The 16,731-nt window shown below is 67.3% G+C and carries 15 protein-coding genes; 7 read left to right on the top strand and 8 right to left on the bottom strand.

Annotated elements, in window-relative coordinates; all coding sequences use genetic code 11:
• Window positions 1-153: 153 nt before the first annotated feature.
• On the top strand, window positions 154-1,620 hold the full coding sequence (locus OG289_RS25575; protein ID WP_327316351.1) for a CCA tRNA nucleotidyltransferase: 1,467 nt from the start codon (window positions 154-156) through the stop codon (window positions 1,618-1,620).
• Between the two features lie 110 nt (window positions 1,621-1,730).
• Here the strand turns inward: OG289_RS25575 and OG289_RS25570 are convergent, their stop codons facing one another.
• From OG289_RS25570 to OG289_RS25555, 4 genes are all read right to left on the bottom strand, one after another.
• On the bottom strand, window positions 1,731-2,249 hold the full coding sequence (locus OG289_RS25570; RefSeq protein ID WP_327316350.1) for an LppU/SCO3897 family protein: 519 nt from the start codon (window positions 2,247-2,249) through the stop codon (window positions 1,731-1,733).
• Window positions 2,250-2,377: 128 nt separating this feature from the next.
• The gene (locus OG289_RS25565; RefSeq protein ID WP_327316349.1) at window positions 2,378-3,640 is read right to left on the bottom strand and encodes an MFS transporter; all 1,263 of its coding nucleotides are present in this window, start codon (window positions 3,638-3,640) and stop codon (window positions 2,378-2,380) included.
• A gap of 96 nt (window positions 3,641-3,736) precedes the next feature.
• A complete protein-coding gene (locus OG289_RS25560; RefSeq protein ID WP_327316348.1) occupies window positions 3,737-4,819 on the bottom strand; it encodes an inositol-3-phosphate synthase in 1,083 nt (360 codons plus the stop codon).
• Between the two features lie 44 nt (window positions 4,820-4,863).
• Window positions 4,864-5,547: a PadR family transcriptional regulator gene (locus OG289_RS25555; RefSeq protein WP_327316347.1), complete on the bottom strand. Its 684-nt coding sequence runs from the start codon at window positions 5,545-5,547 to the stop codon at window positions 4,864-4,866.
• 353 nt (window positions 5,548-5,900) lie between these two features.
• Between OG289_RS25555 and OG289_RS25550 the strand changes: the two genes are divergently transcribed.
• Together OG289_RS25550 and OG289_RS25545 are read left to right on the top strand one after the other, a co-directional pair.
• Window positions 5,901-8,576, top strand: coding sequence for a transglycosylase domain-containing protein (locus OG289_RS25550; RefSeq protein WP_327316346.1), 2,676 nt, complete (start codon window positions 5,901-5,903; stop codon window positions 8,574-8,576).
• 131 nt (window positions 8,577-8,707) lie between these two features.
• Window positions 8,708-10,207 (top strand): glycosyltransferase family 87 protein, encoded by a 1,500-nt coding sequence (locus tag OG289_RS25545; protein ID WP_327316345.1) that lies wholly within the window; start codon window positions 8,708-8,710, stop codon window positions 10,205-10,207.
• A gap of 107 nt (window positions 10,208-10,314) precedes the next feature.
• On the opposite strand, the gene OG289_RS25540 is transcribed toward OG289_RS25545, so the two are convergent.
• The 3 genes from OG289_RS25540 to OG289_RS25530 form a co-directional block, all read right to left on the bottom strand.
• Entirely contained in the window at window positions 10,315-11,346 is a 1,032-nt protein-coding gene (locus OG289_RS25540; RefSeq protein ID WP_327316344.1) for an alanine racemase, read from the bottom strand.
• A 65-nt stretch (window positions 11,347-11,411) separates the two neighbouring features.
• Entirely contained in the window at window positions 11,412-12,533 is a 1,122-nt protein-coding gene (gene femX / locus OG289_RS25535) for a peptidoglycan bridge formation glycyltransferase FemX (RefSeq protein WP_079661190.1), read from the bottom strand.
• A 213-nt stretch (window positions 12,534-12,746) separates the two neighbouring features.
• A complete protein-coding gene (locus OG289_RS25530) occupies window positions 12,747-13,058 on the bottom strand; it encodes a hypothetical protein (RefSeq protein ID WP_327316343.1) in 312 nt (103 codons plus the stop codon).
• Between the two features lie 287 nt (window positions 13,059-13,345).
• Here OG289_RS25530 and rpsF point away from each other — a divergent pair, with 287 nt between their 5' ends.
• The 4 genes from rpsF to rplI all read left to right on the top strand — a co-directional run bounded on the left by rpsF (window position 13,346) and on the right by rplI (window position 15,106).
• Window positions 13,346-13,636: a 30S ribosomal protein S6 gene (rpsF, locus tag OG289_RS25525; protein ID WP_006604399.1), complete on the top strand. Its 291-nt coding sequence runs from the start codon at window positions 13,346-13,348 to the stop codon at window positions 13,634-13,636.
• Between the two features lie 78 nt (window positions 13,637-13,714).
• The gene (locus OG289_RS25520) at window positions 13,715-14,323 is read left to right on the top strand and encodes a single-stranded DNA-binding protein (RefSeq protein WP_327316342.1); all 609 of its coding nucleotides are present in this window, start codon (window positions 13,715-13,717) and stop codon (window positions 14,321-14,323) included.
• Between the two features lie 81 nt (window positions 14,324-14,404).
• The gene (gene rpsR, locus OG289_RS25515; RefSeq protein ID WP_020130672.1) at window positions 14,405-14,641 is read left to right on the top strand and encodes a 30S ribosomal protein S18; all 237 of its coding nucleotides are present in this window, start codon (window positions 14,405-14,407) and stop codon (window positions 14,639-14,641) included.
• A gap of 18 nt (window positions 14,642-14,659) precedes the next feature.
• Entirely contained in the window at window positions 14,660-15,106 is a 447-nt protein-coding gene (rplI, locus tag OG289_RS25510) for a 50S ribosomal protein L9 (protein WP_079661193.1), read from the top strand.
• A gap of 136 nt (window positions 15,107-15,242) precedes the next feature.
• Here the strand turns inward: rplI and OG289_RS25505 are convergent, their stop codons facing one another.
• Window positions 15,243-16,595, bottom strand: a complete 1,353-nt coding sequence (locus tag OG289_RS25505; protein ID WP_327320800.1) for an MATE family efflux transporter — start codon at window positions 16,593-16,595, stop codon at window positions 15,243-15,245.
• Between the last annotated feature and the right edge of the window lie 136 nt (window positions 16,596-16,731).

Genomic DNA, 16,731 nt, shown 5'->3' with positions numbered 1-16,731 from the left:
TGGAAGCCCGTCGGTCCGTCCGCTATATGTGGGTATGAAGAGAAGCGCCTTTGGAAGAGGTAAGAAACACCCTTGCGCGCCTATCGGCTGAGATGTCCTGCCGCTCCAAAACGGGGCGCCCTCGGCTCGTCGGGCCACGTACCCTCTTCTGTTGTGCCGAACGCCAACGAAGACAATCTCAGCGTCCTGAGCCAGGTGCAGCACCGTGCGGTGAGTGAACTGCTACGGGTCGCCCCTGTCGCCGACGACCTCGCCCGCCGCTTCCAGGCAGCCGGGTTCTCTCTCGCCCTGGTCGGCGGCTCGGTCCGGGACGCGCTGCTCGGCCGGCTCGGCAACGACCTGGACTTCACGACGGACGCCCGCCCCGAGGACGTCCTGAAGATCGTGCGGCCGTGGGCGGACGCCGTGTGGGAGGTCGGGATCGCCTTCGGCACCGTCGGCGTTCAGAAGGACGCCCGCGTCGGAGACGCTGACCGAACCTTTCAGATCGAGGTCACGACGTACCGCTCCGAGGCGTACGACCGCACTTCCCGCAAGCCCGAGGTGTCGTACGGCGACTCCATCGAGCAGGACCTCGTCCGGCGTGACTTCACCGTGAACGCCATGGCCGTGGCGCTTCCCGAGAAGCAGTTCATCGACCCGCACGGTGGACTCGAGGACCTCGCGGCGCGTGTGCTGCGCACCCCGGGTACGCCCGAGGAGTCCTTCTCGGACGACCCGCTGCGCATGATGCGCGCGGCCCGCTTCGCCGCCCAGCTCGACTTCGAGGTCGCCCCCGAGGTCGTCACGGCGATGAACGGGATGGCCGGTCGCATCGAGATCGTCTCGGCCGAGCGGGTCCGGGACGAGCTGAACAAGCTGATCCTGTCCGCGCACCCGCGCAAGGGGTTGTCGCTCCTGGTCGACACCGGCATCGCCGACCATGTGCTGCCCGAGCTGCCCGCCCTGCGGCTGGAGAGCGACGAGCACCACCGGCACAAGGACGTCTACGAGCACACGCTGATCGTCCTGGAGCAGGCCATCGCCCTGGAGGAGAGCGGTCCCGACCTCACCCTGCGGCTCGCCGCGCTGCTGCACGACATCGGCAAGCCGCGGACCCGTCGTTTCGAGAAGGACGGCCGTGTCTCGTTCCACCACCACGAGGTGGTCGGAGCGAAGATGACGAAGAAGCGGATGACGGCTCTGAAGTACTCCAACGAGCTGGTGAAGGATGTCTCCCGCCTGGTCGAACTCCACCTGCGCTTCCACGGCTACGGAACGGGCGAGTGGACGGACTCCGCTGTGCGTCGTTACGTACGTGACGGAGGACCGCTCCTCGAACGCCTCCACAAGCTGACCCGCTCGGACTGCACGACGCGGAACAAGCGCAAGGCGGTCGCTCTCTCGCGGGCGTACGACGGGCTGGAGGAGCGCATCACCCAGCTGAAGGAGAAGGAGGAGCTGGACGCGATCCGTCCCGACCTCGACGGTAACCAGATCATGGAGATCCTGGGTGTCGGCCCCGGTCCCGCCATCGGCCAGGCGTACAAGCATCTGCTGGAACTGCGCCTGGAGAACGGTCCGATGGGGTACGACGCGGCGGTGGAGGCCCTCAAGGAGTGGTGGGCCCAGCAGGGCTGAGGCCGTGAAACGGGTCAAGTTTCACGTGAAACATGACCCCGGCGACGCGGCAGGCGGACATGCGAAGGGGCGGTGTTTCACGTGAAACACCGCCCCTCTCCACAGCTGCCTTACTTCTTCGCGTAGTCCTTCAGGCAGAGCAGGAAGTTACTGCCGTCACCGCTCTCGGTGTACGAGTACTGGAAGTCCTTGGCCTTCTCTTCGCACTTGCTGTCGGCCGTGAGTTGCGAGTACGTGCCCTCGACCTTCGCCAGCACGATGTACTGCGCCTGCGAGGAGTCGCACTTGACGACCTCGAGGTCGGGGTTGTCGTCGTCGCTGTTGCCCCGGTGCATGCAGTCGCCGACCGCCGCCGTGTTGGCGTCGTCCTGGCTGGATATGTAGGCGCCGATGGCTACACCGATGACGGCGATGACGACGACGACGTTCTTGATCAGCTTGAAGCTGACCTTGCGGCGGGGCTGCTCCGGCGGCACCGCGCCGTAGGGGGCGGTGGGGTAGCCGGGCTGGCCGGGCTGCTGGGGGTAGCCGCCCTGCGGCGGGTACGGGGCCTGGCCCTGGGGCTGGCCGTAGGGCTGCTGGCCCTGCTGCGCGAACGGGTTCTGGCCCTGGGGCGGCGGAGTCGACACTTGGGGGTCCCCCTAGAAAACTTGGACGTGTGGCGCGAAATCAGCGCGCGAGGTAAGACGCACGTAAGTTACCGGGACCCACTGACAACCTTGTAGCCGAGGGGGAGTCTGTGTCATTGATGTGACACTTACTGGCGCTCATAGCGGGCCATAGTGCCAGCAATTGCTCCGTAGATAACGGCGACCGTGACCACCAGCGCTGCTGAACGGCCGTCAGGCGGCAGCATCAGGGCGGCGACACCGGCGGCGCCGACGAAGGCCACGTTGAACAGCACGTCGTAGAGAGAGAAGATCCGGCCGCGGTAGCCGTCCTCCACGGAGGACTGGACGATGGTGTCGGTGGCGATCTTCGCTCCCTGGGTGACCAGCCCCAGCACGAACGCCGCGATGAACGTGGTGACTTGGGTGAACGGGAGCATCAGGGCGAGCTCCAGGACCGCGGCGACCGCCGAGCAGACGACGATCCAGAGGACCGGGCCCAGTCGTCCCGCTGCCGATGGGGTCACCACCGCGGCGACGAAGAAGCCGACGCCGGAGATGCCCACCGCCAGGCCGAGGAGGGCCAGTCCCGCGTCCGGATCGGACGACCAGGCGTAGCGGCACAGCATCAGCACCATCACGGTCAGGGCGCCGTAGCAGAACCGCATCAGGGAGATCGCGCCGAGCGCCCAGGCGGCCTCCCTGCGCTTCGGCTCGGCCAGGTGACGTACGCCCGCCGAAAGGCCGCGGGCGGTGCCCCTGAGCGCGGTCGCCAGCCGGGGCTGGACCAGATCACGGTCGGGACCGAGCACATCCGCGGCTATGGTCAGGGAGGCGAGGGCAGAGCACAGGTACAGCACGCATCCCAGCAGCACCACCGCGGCGTCGGAGTCCGCGATCACCAGCCGGACGACGAAGGCAAGGCCGCCGCCCGCGACCGCGGCCAGCGTTCCGGCCGTCGGTGAGAGGGAGTTGGCCATCACCAGGCGCTCGCCGTCGACCACACGCGGCAGAGCCGCCGACAGGCCGGCGAGGACGAAGCGGTTGACCGCGGTGACGCACAGCGCGGAGGCGTAGAAGAGCCAGTCGGGGACGTGACTGATCATCAGGACGGCCGTCACGGAGGCCAGCAGGGCGCGCAGCAGGTTGCCGTAGAGCAGGACCTGCCGGCGGCGCCAGCGGTCCAGCAGGACGCCGGCGAAGGGGCCGACCAGGGAGTAGGGCAGGAGCAGGACCGCCATGGCGGAGGCGATCGCGGTGGCCGAGGTCTGTTTCTCCGGGGAGAACACCACGTAGGTGGCGAGCGCGACCTGGTAGACGCCGTCCGCGCACTGGGAGAGCAACCGTACGGCGAGCAGACGCCGGAAGTTCCCGAAGCGCAGCAGGATGCGCAGATCACGGACGACGGTCATGAGGCACAGCCTCACATACGGGGAGGGTCCCCGGGTCATGCGACCCGGGGACCCTTCTCAGCCCTGGCAGGAGCGAATTTTCCGTGCTGGGTCGGGCTAGCGCTCGACCTCGCCGCGGATGAACTTCTCGACGTTGTCGTAGGCCTCGTCGTCGAAGTACTGGACCGGCGGGGACTTCATGAAGTAGCTCGACGCAGACAGGATCGGGCCGCCGATACCGCGGTCCTTGGCGATCTTCGCGGCGCGCAGGGCGTCGATGATGACGCCGGCGGAGTTCGGGGAGTCCCAGACCTCGAGCTTGTACTCCAGGTTCAGCGGGACGTCACCGAAGGCACGGCCCTCGAGGCGGACGTACGCCCACTTGCGGTCGTCCAGCCAGGCCACGTAGTCCGACGGGCCGATGTGGACGTTCTTCGCGCCCATGTCGCGGTCGGGGATCTGCGAGGTGACGGCCTGCGTCTTCGAGATCTTCTTGGACTCGAGGCGGTCGCGCTCCAGCATGTTCTTGAAGTCCATGTTGCCGCCGACGTTGAGCTGCATGGTGCGCTCGAGACGGACACCGCGGTCCTCGAACAGCTTCGCCATCACACGGTGCGTGATGGTGGCGCCGACCTGCGACTTGATGTCGTCGCCGACGATCGGGACGCCCGCCTCGGTGAACTTGTCCGCCCACTCCTTGGTGCCGGCGATGAAGACCGGAAGGGCGTTGACGAACGCGACCTTGGCGTCGATGGCGGCCTGGGCGTAGAACTTCGCCGCGTCCTCGGAACCGACGGGCAGGTAGCAGACGAGGACGTCGACCTGCTTGTCCTTGAGGACCTTGACCACGTCGACCGGGGTCTCGGCGGACTCCTCGATGGTCTCGCGGTAGTACTTGCCGAGGCCGTCGAGGGTGTGACCGCGCTGGACCGTGACGCCCTTGTTCGGGACGTCGCAGATCTTGATGGTGTTGTTCTCGCTGGCACCGATGGCGTCGGAGAGGTCGAGGCCGACCTTCTTCGCGTCGACGTCGAAGGCGGCGACGAACTCGACGTCACCGACGTGGTAGCCCCCGAACTGCACGTGCATCAGGCCCGGGACCTTTGACGCCGGGTCGGCGTCCTTGTAGTACTCGACGCCCTGCACCAGCGACGCCGCGCAGTTGCCCACGCCGACGATGGCTACGCGAACCGAACCCATTCCGGTTGCTCCCTGTGTGTGCGAGTGAGGCCCTGACTGGGCGCTCACGTGGTGGTTTCGTCGGGCGTATCCGTCCCGGGGGTGTCCCCGGGACGGGGCAGGCCGCCCGCCGATCCAGATGTGGTGTTCTGCTGAGAGGACCCCCCGGACGCGGAACCCTTCAGGTCCCGTCCGGCCCGCTCGCTCTCGATGAGCTCGTTCAGCCAGCGCACTTCGCGCTCCACGGACTCCATCCCGTGGCGCTGGAGCTCGAGGGTGTAGTCGTCGAGGCGCTCTCGCGTGCGTGCCAGGGAGGCGCGCATCTTCTCCAGACGCTCCTCCAGCCGGCTGCGGCGGCCTTCCAGTACGCGCATGCGAACATCGCGCGACGTCTGCCCGAAGAAGGCGAAACGGGCAGCGAAGTGTTCGTCCTCGTACGCGTCGGGACCTGTCTGCGAGAGCAGCTCCTCGAAGTGCTCCTTACCTTCCGCCGTCAATCGGTAGACGATCTTGGCGCGACGCCCTGCGAGTGGAGCGGCGAGGGCGTCCTCGGGGGTGTTTCCCGGCTCTTCGATCAACCAGCCATTGGCGACCAGCGTCTTGAGGCAGGGATAGAGCGTGCCGTAGCTGAACGCACGGAACACACCCAGTGACGTATTGAGTCGTTTGCGCAGCTCATAGCCGTGCATCGGGGACTCGCGAAGAAGGCCCAGGACGGCGAACTCGAGGATCCCGGCACGCCGGCTCATCGTTGCCTCCTGTCGTCCTTATGCCGCTCCGATGTATCGACTCGATACATCACGACGATAGAACGGCCTTCGGGATGGGACAAGAGGGGGGATGGTGAACGGGATCACATCACTGATTCGTTGCAGGCGACTTGCCTGATTTGGGGTGAATTTCCGTCCTAGACAGGTTTTGACGGTGCGTAGTCTGTGGGCCATGCACACCACCGGGACCCATGAGACGCCGGGGGGCGTCGAGGTCCTCGGTGCAGTACGGGTGAATGCGCGACCGACCGCATCCGTACATCGGGGGGACAGGAAACCAGCCGCCCTTTCCAGGCGCGCACGGATGCGCCTGCCCGAGGAGTAATCGTTCGATGAGCGAGCACCGTCGCAAACCGCCGCAGCCGCAGGGAGGCGGACGTGCCGCGGCCCGACGCGGCCAGTCCGGTCCGTCCTCCGGTCGCCGCGCGGCACCGCGAGGCGCCACCGGATCTCCTTCCGACTACGGGTTGGGTATCGGGTCCGCAGGCGAGGAACTGCCGAACGGCAGCCGCACCGAAGCCCGACGCGCGCCCCAGAGAAACTCGGGCGGGCGGCGCAGAGCGGCCGAACCCGCAGGAGGCCGCCGCGGCGGCCCGACCGGCCCCGGACGGGGCAGAGGGCGCGCGGCGTCCGACCGCAAACGCCTGATCGACTACCCGCGCGCCGACAAGTACGGCTGGCAGCGCTGGATGCCGTCCTGGAAGCTCGTGGCGGGCCTGTTCGTCGGCTTCGTCGGCAGTCTGGTGGCCGTGGCGGGCATCGGGTACGCCATGGTGGGCATCCCGGACATCGCCAAGACGGCGACGGCGCAGAACAACGTCTACTACTGGAAGGACGGCAGCCAGATGGTTGCCACCGGTGGTGAGACGAACCGTCAGAACATCGACCTCTCGCAGATCCCGGAGGAGATGCGCTGGGCGGTGATCTCGCAGGAGAACAAGACCTTCTACGACGACAGCGGCATCGACCCCAAGGGCATCGCGCGCGCCGTGTTCAACATGGCCCGGGGCGGGCAGACGCAGGGTGGTTCGACGATCACCCAGCAGTACGTCAAGAACGCCATGCTGAACGACCAGTCGCAGACGATCTCCCGGAAGTTCAAGGAGATCTTCGTGTCCATAAAGGTGGGCGCCGAGGTCGACAAGGACGAGATCATGGCCGGCTACCTGAACTCCGCGTACTACGGGCGCAACGCCTACGGGATCCAGGCCGCCGCCCGCGCCTACTTCAACAAGGACGCGATCAAGCTCAACCCGGGAGAGTGCGCCTTCCTGGCCGCCATGCTGAAGGGCGCCACGTACTACGACCCCGCCGGCGCGACCTCCGTCGACCCGACCGGTGCCACGCCTGCCGCCAACAGCAAGCGGGCCCTGCGGCAGATGCAGGACACCCTCGACAAGATGGTCGAGTACGGCCACCTCGACGCTTCGGTGCGGGCCAAGTACACAAAGCTCCCCAAGTGGCAGAACCCCCGGTCCAACACCGACCTCAAGGGGCAGATCGGCTACCTCGTCGACCTCGCCAACGGCTACCTGGTCACCAACAGCAAGACGACCGGGATCACCCAGGACCTGCTGCAGCAGGGCGGCTACTCGATCTACACGACCTTCGACAAGAACAAGGTCAAGGAGCTCGAGGAGTCGGTCACGAAGGTCCAGAAGGCCAACATCAAGCCGGAGAAGCGGCCGGAGGACACCCACGTCCAGTTCGGCGGAGCGTCCGTGGAACCGGACACCGGTGCCATCCGGGCCATCTACGGCGGCGAGGACGCCACCAAGCACTTCACCGACAACGCCGACCAGACCGGTGCCCAGGTCGGTTCGACGTTCAAGCCGTTCGTGCTGGCGGCCGCGATGACCTGGGGCGTGCGCGACCCGGATCTGGGGTCGTCACAGGCCCAGGACGAACGCACCATCGTCTCGCCCAAGAGTCTGTTCAGCGGGAAGAACAAGCTCAAGATCGAGAACTATGACCGCACGGTCTGGAAGAACGAGAAGGGCGAGGAGTGGCTGCAGACGAATGACGGCAACGTCTCTGTCGGCAGTCCGCCCGACTACAAGATCGACCTGCGGGAGGCGATGCGCGAGTCGGTGAACTCCGCCTTCGTGCAGCTCGGCATGGACGTCGGCCTGGACAAGGTGAAGGATTCCGCCGCCAGCGCGGGCCTGAAGGAGTCCAGCCTCACCAACAGCGGCTTCCCGTCGTTCTCGATCGGTATCTCCGACCCGAGTGCGATCCGGATGGCGGGTGCGTACGCCACCTTCGCCGCCAGCGGCAAGCAGCGTGACCCGTACTCCGTGGAGAAGGTCACGAGCGAGAAGGGCCAGATCTTCACGCACGAGACCGAGACGAAGCAGGCCTTCACCTCGAAGGTCGCCGACAACGTCACGGACGTCCTGAAGACCGTGGTCGAGGAAGGCACCGGTACCAACGCCCAGCTGCCGGGCCGCGAGGTCGCGGGCAAGACCGGTACCACCGACGGCAACAAGTCGGCCTGGTTCGTGGGCTACACCCCGCAACTGTCCACCGCGGTCACCATGTTCCGTTACGACGACGACGAGTCGAAGAAGAACCGTACGTTCTTGGAGATGTTCGGAACGGGTGGCCAGAAGAAGATCCACGGCGCCTCGTTCCCGGCGCAGATCTGGCACGACTACATGGCCGAGGCGCTGAAGGGCACGCCGGCAAAGGGCTTCCCCGAGCCGGAGCCCATCGGTGAGGTCGTCAACGCGGAGCCGTCCCCGACCCCGACTCCTTCGGTCACCGAGACCGAGGAGGAGAAGCCGTCGCCTTCCCCGTCGCCCAGTGTGACGCAGGGCGAGCCCTCCCCCTCGGCGACCGAGACCTGCTCCAACTTCTTCAACTGCAACGACACCACTGGTGGGACGACCAGCGGAGGCAACACCGGTGGAACGGGCGACACCTCCCCGACACCGACCACCACGGAGACGAGCGGCAACAGCAGAGGCAACGGCAACGGTGGCATCTTCGGAGGCCCGGCCGGCTAGTCGCGCTATTGCCCAGCTTGCGTGTTTCACGTGAAACATGCGCATGTTTCACGTGAAACGAGGGCTGCTCCACCGGACCAGGTGGGGCGGCCCTCGGCGTTTTCCTAGGTCTGTACGGCAGGATGTCGCTCATGCCCAGTGCAGAATCGACGCCGACGCCCGTGCACGAGCCGGATCCCGTAAGGCCGACCAGTGACGACCCGGTGGCCGCGGCCAGCAGTGAGCTCATCGGCGGTCCCCTCGGCCGACGGGCCCTGCTGGGGACGTCCTGGTGGACTCCCGTACGGATCGTCGCGCTCGTGGCGATCGGTATGTTCGCCCTAGGACTGATCCAGAAGGCGCCCTGCTACAACGGAGGCTGGTTCTTCGGCGCCACCTCCCAGTACACGCACGCCTGCTACTCGGACGTCCCGCACCTCTATCAGGGGCGCGGCTTCGCCGACGGACTCGTGCCGTACTTCGACAAGCTCCCCGGCGACATGGACTACCTCGAATACCCGGTGCTGACCGGCGTGTTCATGGAGGTGGCCGCCTGGCTCACACCAGGCAGCGGCAGCATCCAGGACCAGGAGCAGTGGTACTGGATGGCCAACGCCGGGATGCTGATGGCGTGCGCGGCCGTCATCGCCGTCTGCGTGGCCCGGACGCACGCCCGACGTCCCTGGGACGGCCTGCTGGTCGCCCTGGCGCCCGCCTTCGCGCTGACCGCGACCATCAACTGGGACCTGCTGGCGGTCGCCCTGACGGCCGCGGCGATGCTCATGTGGTCACGGGGCCGGTCCCTGGCCTTCGGCGTCCTGCTGGGGCTCGCCACGGCCGCCAAGCTCTATCCCGTCTTCCTGCTCGGCCCCCTGTTCGTGCTGTGCTGGCGCGCGGGGAAGTGGCGGGACTTCGGCAAGGCCCTGGGCGGTGCGGCCGTCGCCTGGCTGGTGGTGAACCTGCCGGTGATGCTCTTCGCTTTCGAGGGGTGGTCGAAGTTCTACCGGTTCAGCCAGGAGCGGGGCGTCGACTTCGGCTCCTTCTGGCTGATCCTGGCCCAGAACTCCAGCGATCCCCTCACCACCGACAGCGTCAACACCCTCGCCACGCTGCTCGTCGTGCTCTGCGCCGTGGGCATCGCGGCGCTGGCGCTGACCGCGCCCCGCCGTCCCCGCTTCGCCCAGCTGGCCTTCCTGATCGTGGCGGCCTTCATCCTCACCAACAAGGTCTACTCGCCGCAGTACGTCCTGTGGCTGGTGCCGCTGGCAGTGCTGGCCCGGCCGAAGTGGCGGGACTTCCTGATCTGGCAGGCGTGCGAAGTCGCCTACTTCCTGGGCATCTGGATGTACCTGGCGTACACGATGAGCGGAGACGCCCACAAGGGTCTGCCGACCGACGGCTACCACTGGGCCATCGGCGTGCACCTTCTGGGGACGCTCTACCTGTGCGGTGTGGTCGTACGCGACATCCTGATGCCGGAGCGGGACGTGGTGCGGCAAGCCGGTGACGACGATCCCTCGGGCGGAGTGCTCGACGGGGCGGAGGACGTCTTCGTCCTCGGCGCCGCGGCACATCCGCCCCGGCACGCCTCCCACTTCGACGGGCCGCAGGTGGACTGGGGCAAGCAGGACGCCACTGACGGTTCGCTCTGAGCGAACAGTGGGCCGTAAGGGCCATAGGGCCACAAGGGAAGGGCCGTACACGGTGACTCCGTGTACGGCCCTTCCCGTTGCCGCGTTCGTTCAGCTGTCCACGAGGCTCAGCGGTCCACGAGCCGATCGAACTGCGTGGTGGTGTGCCGCAGATGGGCCACCAACTCGTCGCCGACATGCGGCTCCGGCGCGTCCGAGGGCACGAACAGGATGGACACCTGCATGTGCGGCGGTTCGGCGAACCAGCGCTGCTTGCCGCCCCAGACGAACGGCGAGAGGTTCCGGTTCACCGTGGCGAGGCCGGCGCGGGCGACGCCCTTGGCGCGCGGCATGACGCCGTGCAGGGCCTTGGGGGCCTCCAGACCCACCCCGTGCGACGTACCGCCCGCCACGACCACCAGGAAGCCGTCCGAGGCCGCCTTCTGCTGCCGGTAGCCGAAGCGGTCGCCCTTGGCGACCTGCGTGACGTCCAGGACGGCCCCGCGGTACTCGGTGGCGTCGTGGTCCCCCAGCCACAGCCGGGTGCCGATGCGGGCGCGGAAGCGGGTCTGCGGGAACTGCTGCTGCAACCGGGCGAGTTCGTCCGCCTTGAGGTGGCTGACGAACATGGTGTGCAGCGGCAGCCGGGCTGCCCGCAGCCGGTCCATCCAACCGATGACCTCCTCGACGGCGTCGGAGCCGTCGGTGCGGTCCAGCGGCAGGTGGATGGCGAAACCCTCCAGCCGGACGTTCTCGATCGCGGCGTGCAGCTGCGGCAGATCCTGCTCGCTGATGCCGTGCCGCTTCATGGACGACATCACCTCGATGACCACGCGGGCGCCCACGAGGCCGTACACGCCGTCCACCGACGACACCGAGCGCACGACCCGGTCGGGCAGCGGGACGGGCTCTTCGCCGCGCCGGTAGGGCGTCAGCACCAGCAGGTCACCGCCGAAGAAGTCCTTGATGCGCGCGGCCTCGTACGTCGTGCCGACGGCGAGGATGTCCGAGCCCAGCCGGGTGGCCTCCTCCGCCAGCCGCTCGTGCCCGAAGCCGTAGCCGTTGCCCTTGCAGACCGGGACGAGTGCCGGGAACTGCTCCTGCACCTGCTTGTGGTGCGCCCGCCAGCGCGCGGTGTCGACGTAGAGCGTGAGCGCCATGGCCGGACCTGGGACCTTTCTCGTGGCTGCGGTTTGTCAGAGGTATGGAATCACTGAACGTGACGTCAGCGGCGCGACATGTAGATGTCGAGCGCCTTGTGGAGCAGCTTGTTCAGCGGGAAGTCCCACTCGCCGAGGTACTCCGCGGCCTGTCCGCCTGTGCCGACCTTGAACTGGATCAGACCGAAGAGGTGGTCGGTCTCGTCCAGCGAGTCGGAGATGCCGCGCAGGTCGTAGACGGTGGCGCCGAGCGCGTAGGCGTCACGCAGCATCCGCCACTGCATGGCGTTCGACGGACGGAACTCACGGCCGATGTTGTCGGAGGCACCGTAGGAGTACCAGACGTGCCCGCCGACGATCAGCATCGTCGCCGCCGAAAGGTTCACGCCGTTGTGGCGGGCGAAGTACAGCCGCATGCGGTTGGGGTCCTCGGTGTTGAGGGCCGACCACATGCGCTGGAAGTACGACAGCGGACGCGGCCGGAAGTGGTCGCGAACGGCCGTGATCTCGTACAGCCGCTGCCACTCCTCGAGGTCGTGGTAACCGCCCTGGACGACCTCCACACCCGCCTTCTCGGCCTTCTTGATGTTGCGGCGCCACAGCTGGTTGAAGTTCTTGTGGACCTCTTCGAGGGAGCGGTTCGCCAGCGGCACCTGGTAGACGTAGCGCGGCTGGACGTCGCCGAAGCCGGCGCCGCCGTCCTCGCCCTGCTGCCAGCCCATGCGGCGCAGCTTGTCGGCCACCTCGAAGGCGCGCGGTTCGATGAAGTCGGCCTCGATGTCACGCAGCCGCTTCACGTCCGGGTTCTGGATGCCCGCCTTGATGGAGGTGGCCTCCCAGCGGCGGATGATCACCGGCGGGCCCATCTTCACCGAGAAGGCGCCCTGCTGCTTGAGGTGCGCGAGCATCGGTTCCAGCCACTCGGTCAGATTCGGCGCATACCAGTTGATGACCGGGCCCTCGGGCAAATAGGCGAGGTAGCGCTTGATCTTGGGCAGCTGGCGGTAGAGGACGAGACCGACGCCGACCAGTTCACCGGTTCGCTCGTCGAACCAGCCGAGGCTCTCCGAACGCCACTCGGCCTTGACATCTGCCCAGGCCGGAACCTGCATGTGGCTAGCCGAGGGCAGGCTCTGGATGTACGCCAGATGCTGCTCGCGGCTGATCGTCCTCAGGGTCAGGCTCATTCGGGGCGCTCCTCGGGCTGGTGTGTCCCCATGGGTACAGGGGCTCCGGCTCTCGCGCCGAAGCCTACTGCGCCTCGCGAGCGGCCCGACTGGGCGTACGGGACCTTCGCCCCGGCCCGTGCGCGGCCGGGGCGTTCCGTCAGGGTTCGTAGGTGTTCTACGTGTCTTTTGGTGCGGACGGTGTCCGTGACGCCGGCACCGGCGTCGACCGGGTCACCAGACTCCGCCGAAGAGACCGCCGTGCGCCATGCCGATGAAGAAGCCGACGGCCGCGGCACCGAGACCCAGGATCAGGCCGAAGCGCTCACGGGTGGTCTCGGAGACCCACTGTCCGTACGCGCCGGTCAGGATTCCCACCAGGCCAGTCCAGGAGCTGAGCAGATGCAGGCTGTGGAAGAACGACGTGATGAAGGCCGTCACACCGAGCACCAGCGTCACCGCGAGCAGGGTGTCCTGGAGCGGATGGGGTTTGCCGTCGGTGGCGAAGAGAGATCCGGCGGTATTGGGTCGCAATGCCTGTGCCATGTGGCACCTCCTGCGGAAGGCGGCGCATCGTAGCGCCATACACACCCGACGTGTACAGATTGACGGTCACCCACGCCGGATTTCAACCGGAAGCGTGTGTGCAGGTAGTCTGTACCGTCTGCACCGGTGTCTGCCCCGGCAGAGCCAGGGAGTCCGCCCAGATCAGAGCGGGGATGTCGCTTGCCGATCCCCGATTGTCAGTGGCGGCCGATACCGTTGCGTACGCATCACAACCCTCCTGCCACGGATCGACCGTGGCCGCTGAGTCCAAAGGAGGTGGGTTCCACATGCGTCACTACGAGGTGATGGTCATCCTCGACCCCGATCTCGAGGAGCGCGCTGTCTCCCCGCTGATCGAGAACTTCCTCTCCGTCGTCCGTGAGGGCAACGGAAAGGTGGAGAAGGTCGACACCTGGGGCCGTCGTCGTCTCTCGTACGAGATCAAGAAGAAGCCCGAGGGCATCTACTCGGTCATCGACCTGCAGGCCGAGCCTGCGGTCGTCAAGGAGCTCGACCGCCAGATGAACCTGAACGAGTCGGTCCTCCGGACCAAGGTCCTCCGTCCCGAGACCCACTGAGCTCGCACGCTCAGCTGATCTCGGGATTCTGAGTAGCAGCACAAGCAGCCAGCAGCAAACCCGCCGAGAGGTTCCCCCATGGCAGGCGAGACCGTCATCACGGTCGTCGGCAATCTTGTCGACGACCCCGAGCTGCGCTTCACCCCCTCCGGTGCGGCGGTCGCGAAGTTCCGTGTCGCGTCCACTCCCCGCACCTTCGACCGTCAGACGAACGAGTGGAAGGACGGCGAGAGCCTGTTCCTGACCTGCTCGGTCTGGCGTCAGGCGGCGGAGAACGTCGCGGAGTCGCTCCAGCGAGGCATGCGCGTCATCGTGCAGGGCCGGCTGAAGCAGCGGTCCTACGAGGACCGTGAGGGCGTCAAGCGCACGGTCTACGAGCTGGACGTCGAGGAAGTCGGCGCCAGCCTGCGCAGCGCCACGGCCAAGGTCACCAAGGCCTCCGGCCGCGGTGGCCAGGGCGGCCAGGGTGGTTACGGCGGCGGCGGTGGCGGCCAGGCCGGCGGTGGCTGGGGTGGAAACTCCGGCGGCGGCCAGCCCGGCGGTGGCGCTCCTGCCGACGACCCGTGGGCGACCGGCGCTCCCGCCGGTGGCCAGCAGGGCGGCGGTGGCGGCCAGGCCGGCGGTGGCTGGGGTGGAAACTCCGGCGGCGGCTCCGGCGGCGGCTACTCGGACGAACCCCCCTTCTAGGCCTTCGGGCCCGGATGTCCGGGCCCGATCGGGCCGAAGGCGGGTTGTATCCCAACTTCTTGATCACACAGGAGAAACACCATGGCGAAGCCGCCTGTGCGCAAGCCTAAGAAGAAGGTCTGCGCTTTCTGCAAGGACAAGGTCACGTACGTGGACTACAAGGACACGAACATGCTGCGGAAGTTCATTTCCGACCGCGGCAAGATCCGTGCCCGCCGCGTGACCGGCAACTGCACGCAGCACCAGCGTGACGTCGCCACGGCCGTCAAGAACAGCCGTGAGATGGCGCTGCTGCCGTACACCGCCCAGGCGCGATAAGGGAAGGGTGACCGACACATGAAGATCATCCTCACTCACGAGGTCTCCGGCCTCGGCGCCGCGGGCGACGTCGTCGACGTCAAGGACGGCTACGCTCGCAACTACCTGATCCCGCGGAACTTCGCGATCCGTTGGACCAAGGGTGGCGAGAAGGACGTCGAGCAGATCCGTCGCGCTCGCAAGATCCACGAGATCCAGACCATCGAGCAGGCCAACGCTGTGAAGGCCCAGCTCGAGGGCGTCAAGGTCCGCCTGGCCGTCCGCTCCGGCGACGCCGGTCGTCTCTTCGGTTCCGTCACCCCGGCCGACATCGCCTCGGCGATCAAGGCTTCCGGTGGCCCCGAGGTCGACAAGCGCCGCATCGAGCTCGGCTCGCCGATCAAGACCCTGGGCGCCCACGAGACGTCCGTGCGTCTGCACCCCGAGGTTGCCGCCAAGGTCAACATCGAGGTCATCGCGGCCTGATCGCTGCGCTCGGCTTGAAGAGCTGAGAAGGGGCCGCACCCGCTGGGTGCGGCCCCTTGCGTTTGCTTGTTTCACGTGAAACGTCGGTTTCACGTGGGCCCTCGGTTTCTCGCGACCGCCGTTTCACGTGAAACGGTCAGCGGGTCGCGCCGGTGATGACCCAGCGGCCGGAGCGGGCGCGCAGCCAGAGGGTCAGCATCCGGACGACCGTCATCATTGTCATCGCTCCCCACACTGCGGTGAGACCGCCACCGAGGACCGGCACCAGCAGGGCCACTGGAGTGAAGACGGCCAGGGTGAGCACCATCGCCCAGGCGAGATACGGGCCGTCTCCCGCACCCATCAGCACACCGTCCAACACGAAGACGATGCCGCAGACGGGCTGGGAGAGTGCCACCACGAGAAGGGCCGGCAGCGCGGCGTCCTTCACCGCCGGGTCGCTGGTGAAAAGCGGAAGGAGGAGCGGTCGGCTGCTCACGACCAGCAGGCCGAGCACGACACCCACGGCGATGCCCCACTCGACCATCCTGCGGCAGACGTCACGGGCACCCTGGGCGTCGTCGGCGCCGAGATAGCGTCCGATGATGGCCTGCCCGGCGATGGCGATGGCGTCGAGTGTGAAGGCGAGCAGGCTCCACAAGCCCAGGGCGATCTGGTGTGCCGCGATGTCGTCGTCCCCGAGGCGGGCGGCCACGGCGGTGGCGATCATCAGGATCGCCCGTAGAGAGAGCGTGCGGACCAGCAGAGGAACCCCCGCCTGGGCGGAGGCCCTGATGCCGGCGGCGTCGGGTCGCAGAGACGCGCCGTGGCGGCGGGCTCCCCGGACCACCACCGTGAGGTAGACCATGGCCATGCCGCACTGCGCGATGACGGTTCCCCAGGCGGAGCCGGCGATGCCGAGGTCCGCGCCGTAGACCAGACCGACGTTCAGGGCGGCGTTGGTGACGAAGCCGGCGACGGCGACGTAGAGCGGTGTCCTCGTGTCCTGGAGGCCGCGCAGGACGCCGGTCGCGGCCAGAACGACGAGCATGGCCGGTATGCCGAGTGCCGAGATGCGCAGATAGGTGGTCGCGTACGGGGCGGCCGTGTCCGAGGCACCGAAGAGTTCCACGAGCGCTGGAGCGGTGGGCAGGGCGGCCGCGATCACTGCGGCGCCGAGCAGCAGTGCCAGCCAAATGCCGTCCATGCCCTGACGGATGGCGGCCGGGATGTCACCGGCGCCCACGCGGCGCGCGACGGCGGCGGTGGTGGCGTAGGCGAGGAAGACGAAGACACTGACGGCTGTCATGAGGAGGGCGGAGGCGACTCCGAGTCCGGCCAGTTGGGCGGTGCCCAGATGGCCCACGATCGCGCTGTCCGCCATGACGAAGAGCGGCTCGGCGACGAGCGCGCCGAAGGCCGGAACGGCCAGTGCGACGATCTCTCGATCGTGCTGTCGCCGGGTGGCCCTTGGGGGCGCGGGAGCCTGTGTCATGACCACCAATCTAATCGTCCACAGGTAAGAGATGCAATTGCGTTATGACCCTTACCTGTCCTCGCGCTGCGTGTCCTCTCGCGCGCCGTTCGAAGGGATCTTGGCCCGACTGGGCAACTTTTTCTTCTGCACAGCCAGTGGATGGCGAACA

Source organism: Streptomyces sp. NBC_01235 (assembly GCF_035989285.1).
GTDB lineage: Bacteria > Actinomycetota > Actinomycetes > Streptomycetales > Streptomycetaceae > Streptomyces.
Note: the sequence above shows the minus strand (reverse complement) of the source record. Positions and strands in the feature narration are given on the sequence as shown.

Excerpts from the sequence above, each read along its gene's own strand:
- OG289_RS25545 (WP_327316345.1), top strand. The coding sequence starts at position 8,708 with ATGCCCAGTGCAGAATCGACGCCGACGCCCGTGCACGAGCCGGATCCC.
- OG289_RS25555 (WP_327316347.1), bottom strand. The coding sequence starts at position 5,547 with ATGAGCCGGCGTGCCGGGATCCTCGAGTTCGCCGTCCTGGGCCTTCTT.
- OG289_RS25530 (WP_327316343.1), bottom strand. The coding sequence starts at position 13,058 with ATGGCACAGGCATTGCGACCCAATACCGCCGGATCTCTCTTCGCCACC.
- OG289_RS25520 (WP_327316342.1), top strand. The coding sequence starts at position 13,715 with ATGGCAGGCGAGACCGTCATCACGGTCGTCGGCAATCTTGTCGACGAC.
- OG289_RS25550 (WP_327316346.1), top strand. The coding sequence starts at position 5,901 with ATGAGCGAGCACCGTCGCAAACCGCCGCAGCCGCAGGGAGGCGGACGT.
- rplI (WP_079661193.1), top strand. The coding sequence starts at position 14,660 with ATGAAGATCATCCTCACTCACGAGGTCTCCGGCCTCGGCGCCGCGGGC.
- OG289_RS25540 (WP_327316344.1), bottom strand. The coding sequence starts at position 11,346 with ATGGCGCTCACGCTCTACGTCGACACCGCGCGCTGGCGGGCGCACCAC.
- femX (WP_079661190.1), bottom strand. The coding sequence starts at position 12,533 with ATGAGCCTGACCCTGAGGACGATCAGCCGCGAGCAGCATCTGGCGTAC.
- OG289_RS25565 (WP_327316349.1), bottom strand. The coding sequence starts at position 3,640 with ATGACCGTCGTCCGTGATCTGCGCATCCTGCTGCGCTTCGGGAACTTC.
- rpsF (WP_006604399.1), top strand. The coding sequence starts at position 13,346 with ATGCGTCACTACGAGGTGATGGTCATCCTCGACCCCGATCTCGAGGAG.
- rpsR (WP_020130672.1), top strand. The coding sequence starts at position 14,405 with ATGGCGAAGCCGCCTGTGCGCAAGCCTAAGAAGAAGGTCTGCGCTTTC.
- OG289_RS25560 (WP_327316348.1), bottom strand. The coding sequence starts at position 4,819 with ATGGGTTCGGTTCGCGTAGCCATCGTCGGCGTGGGCAACTGCGCGGCG.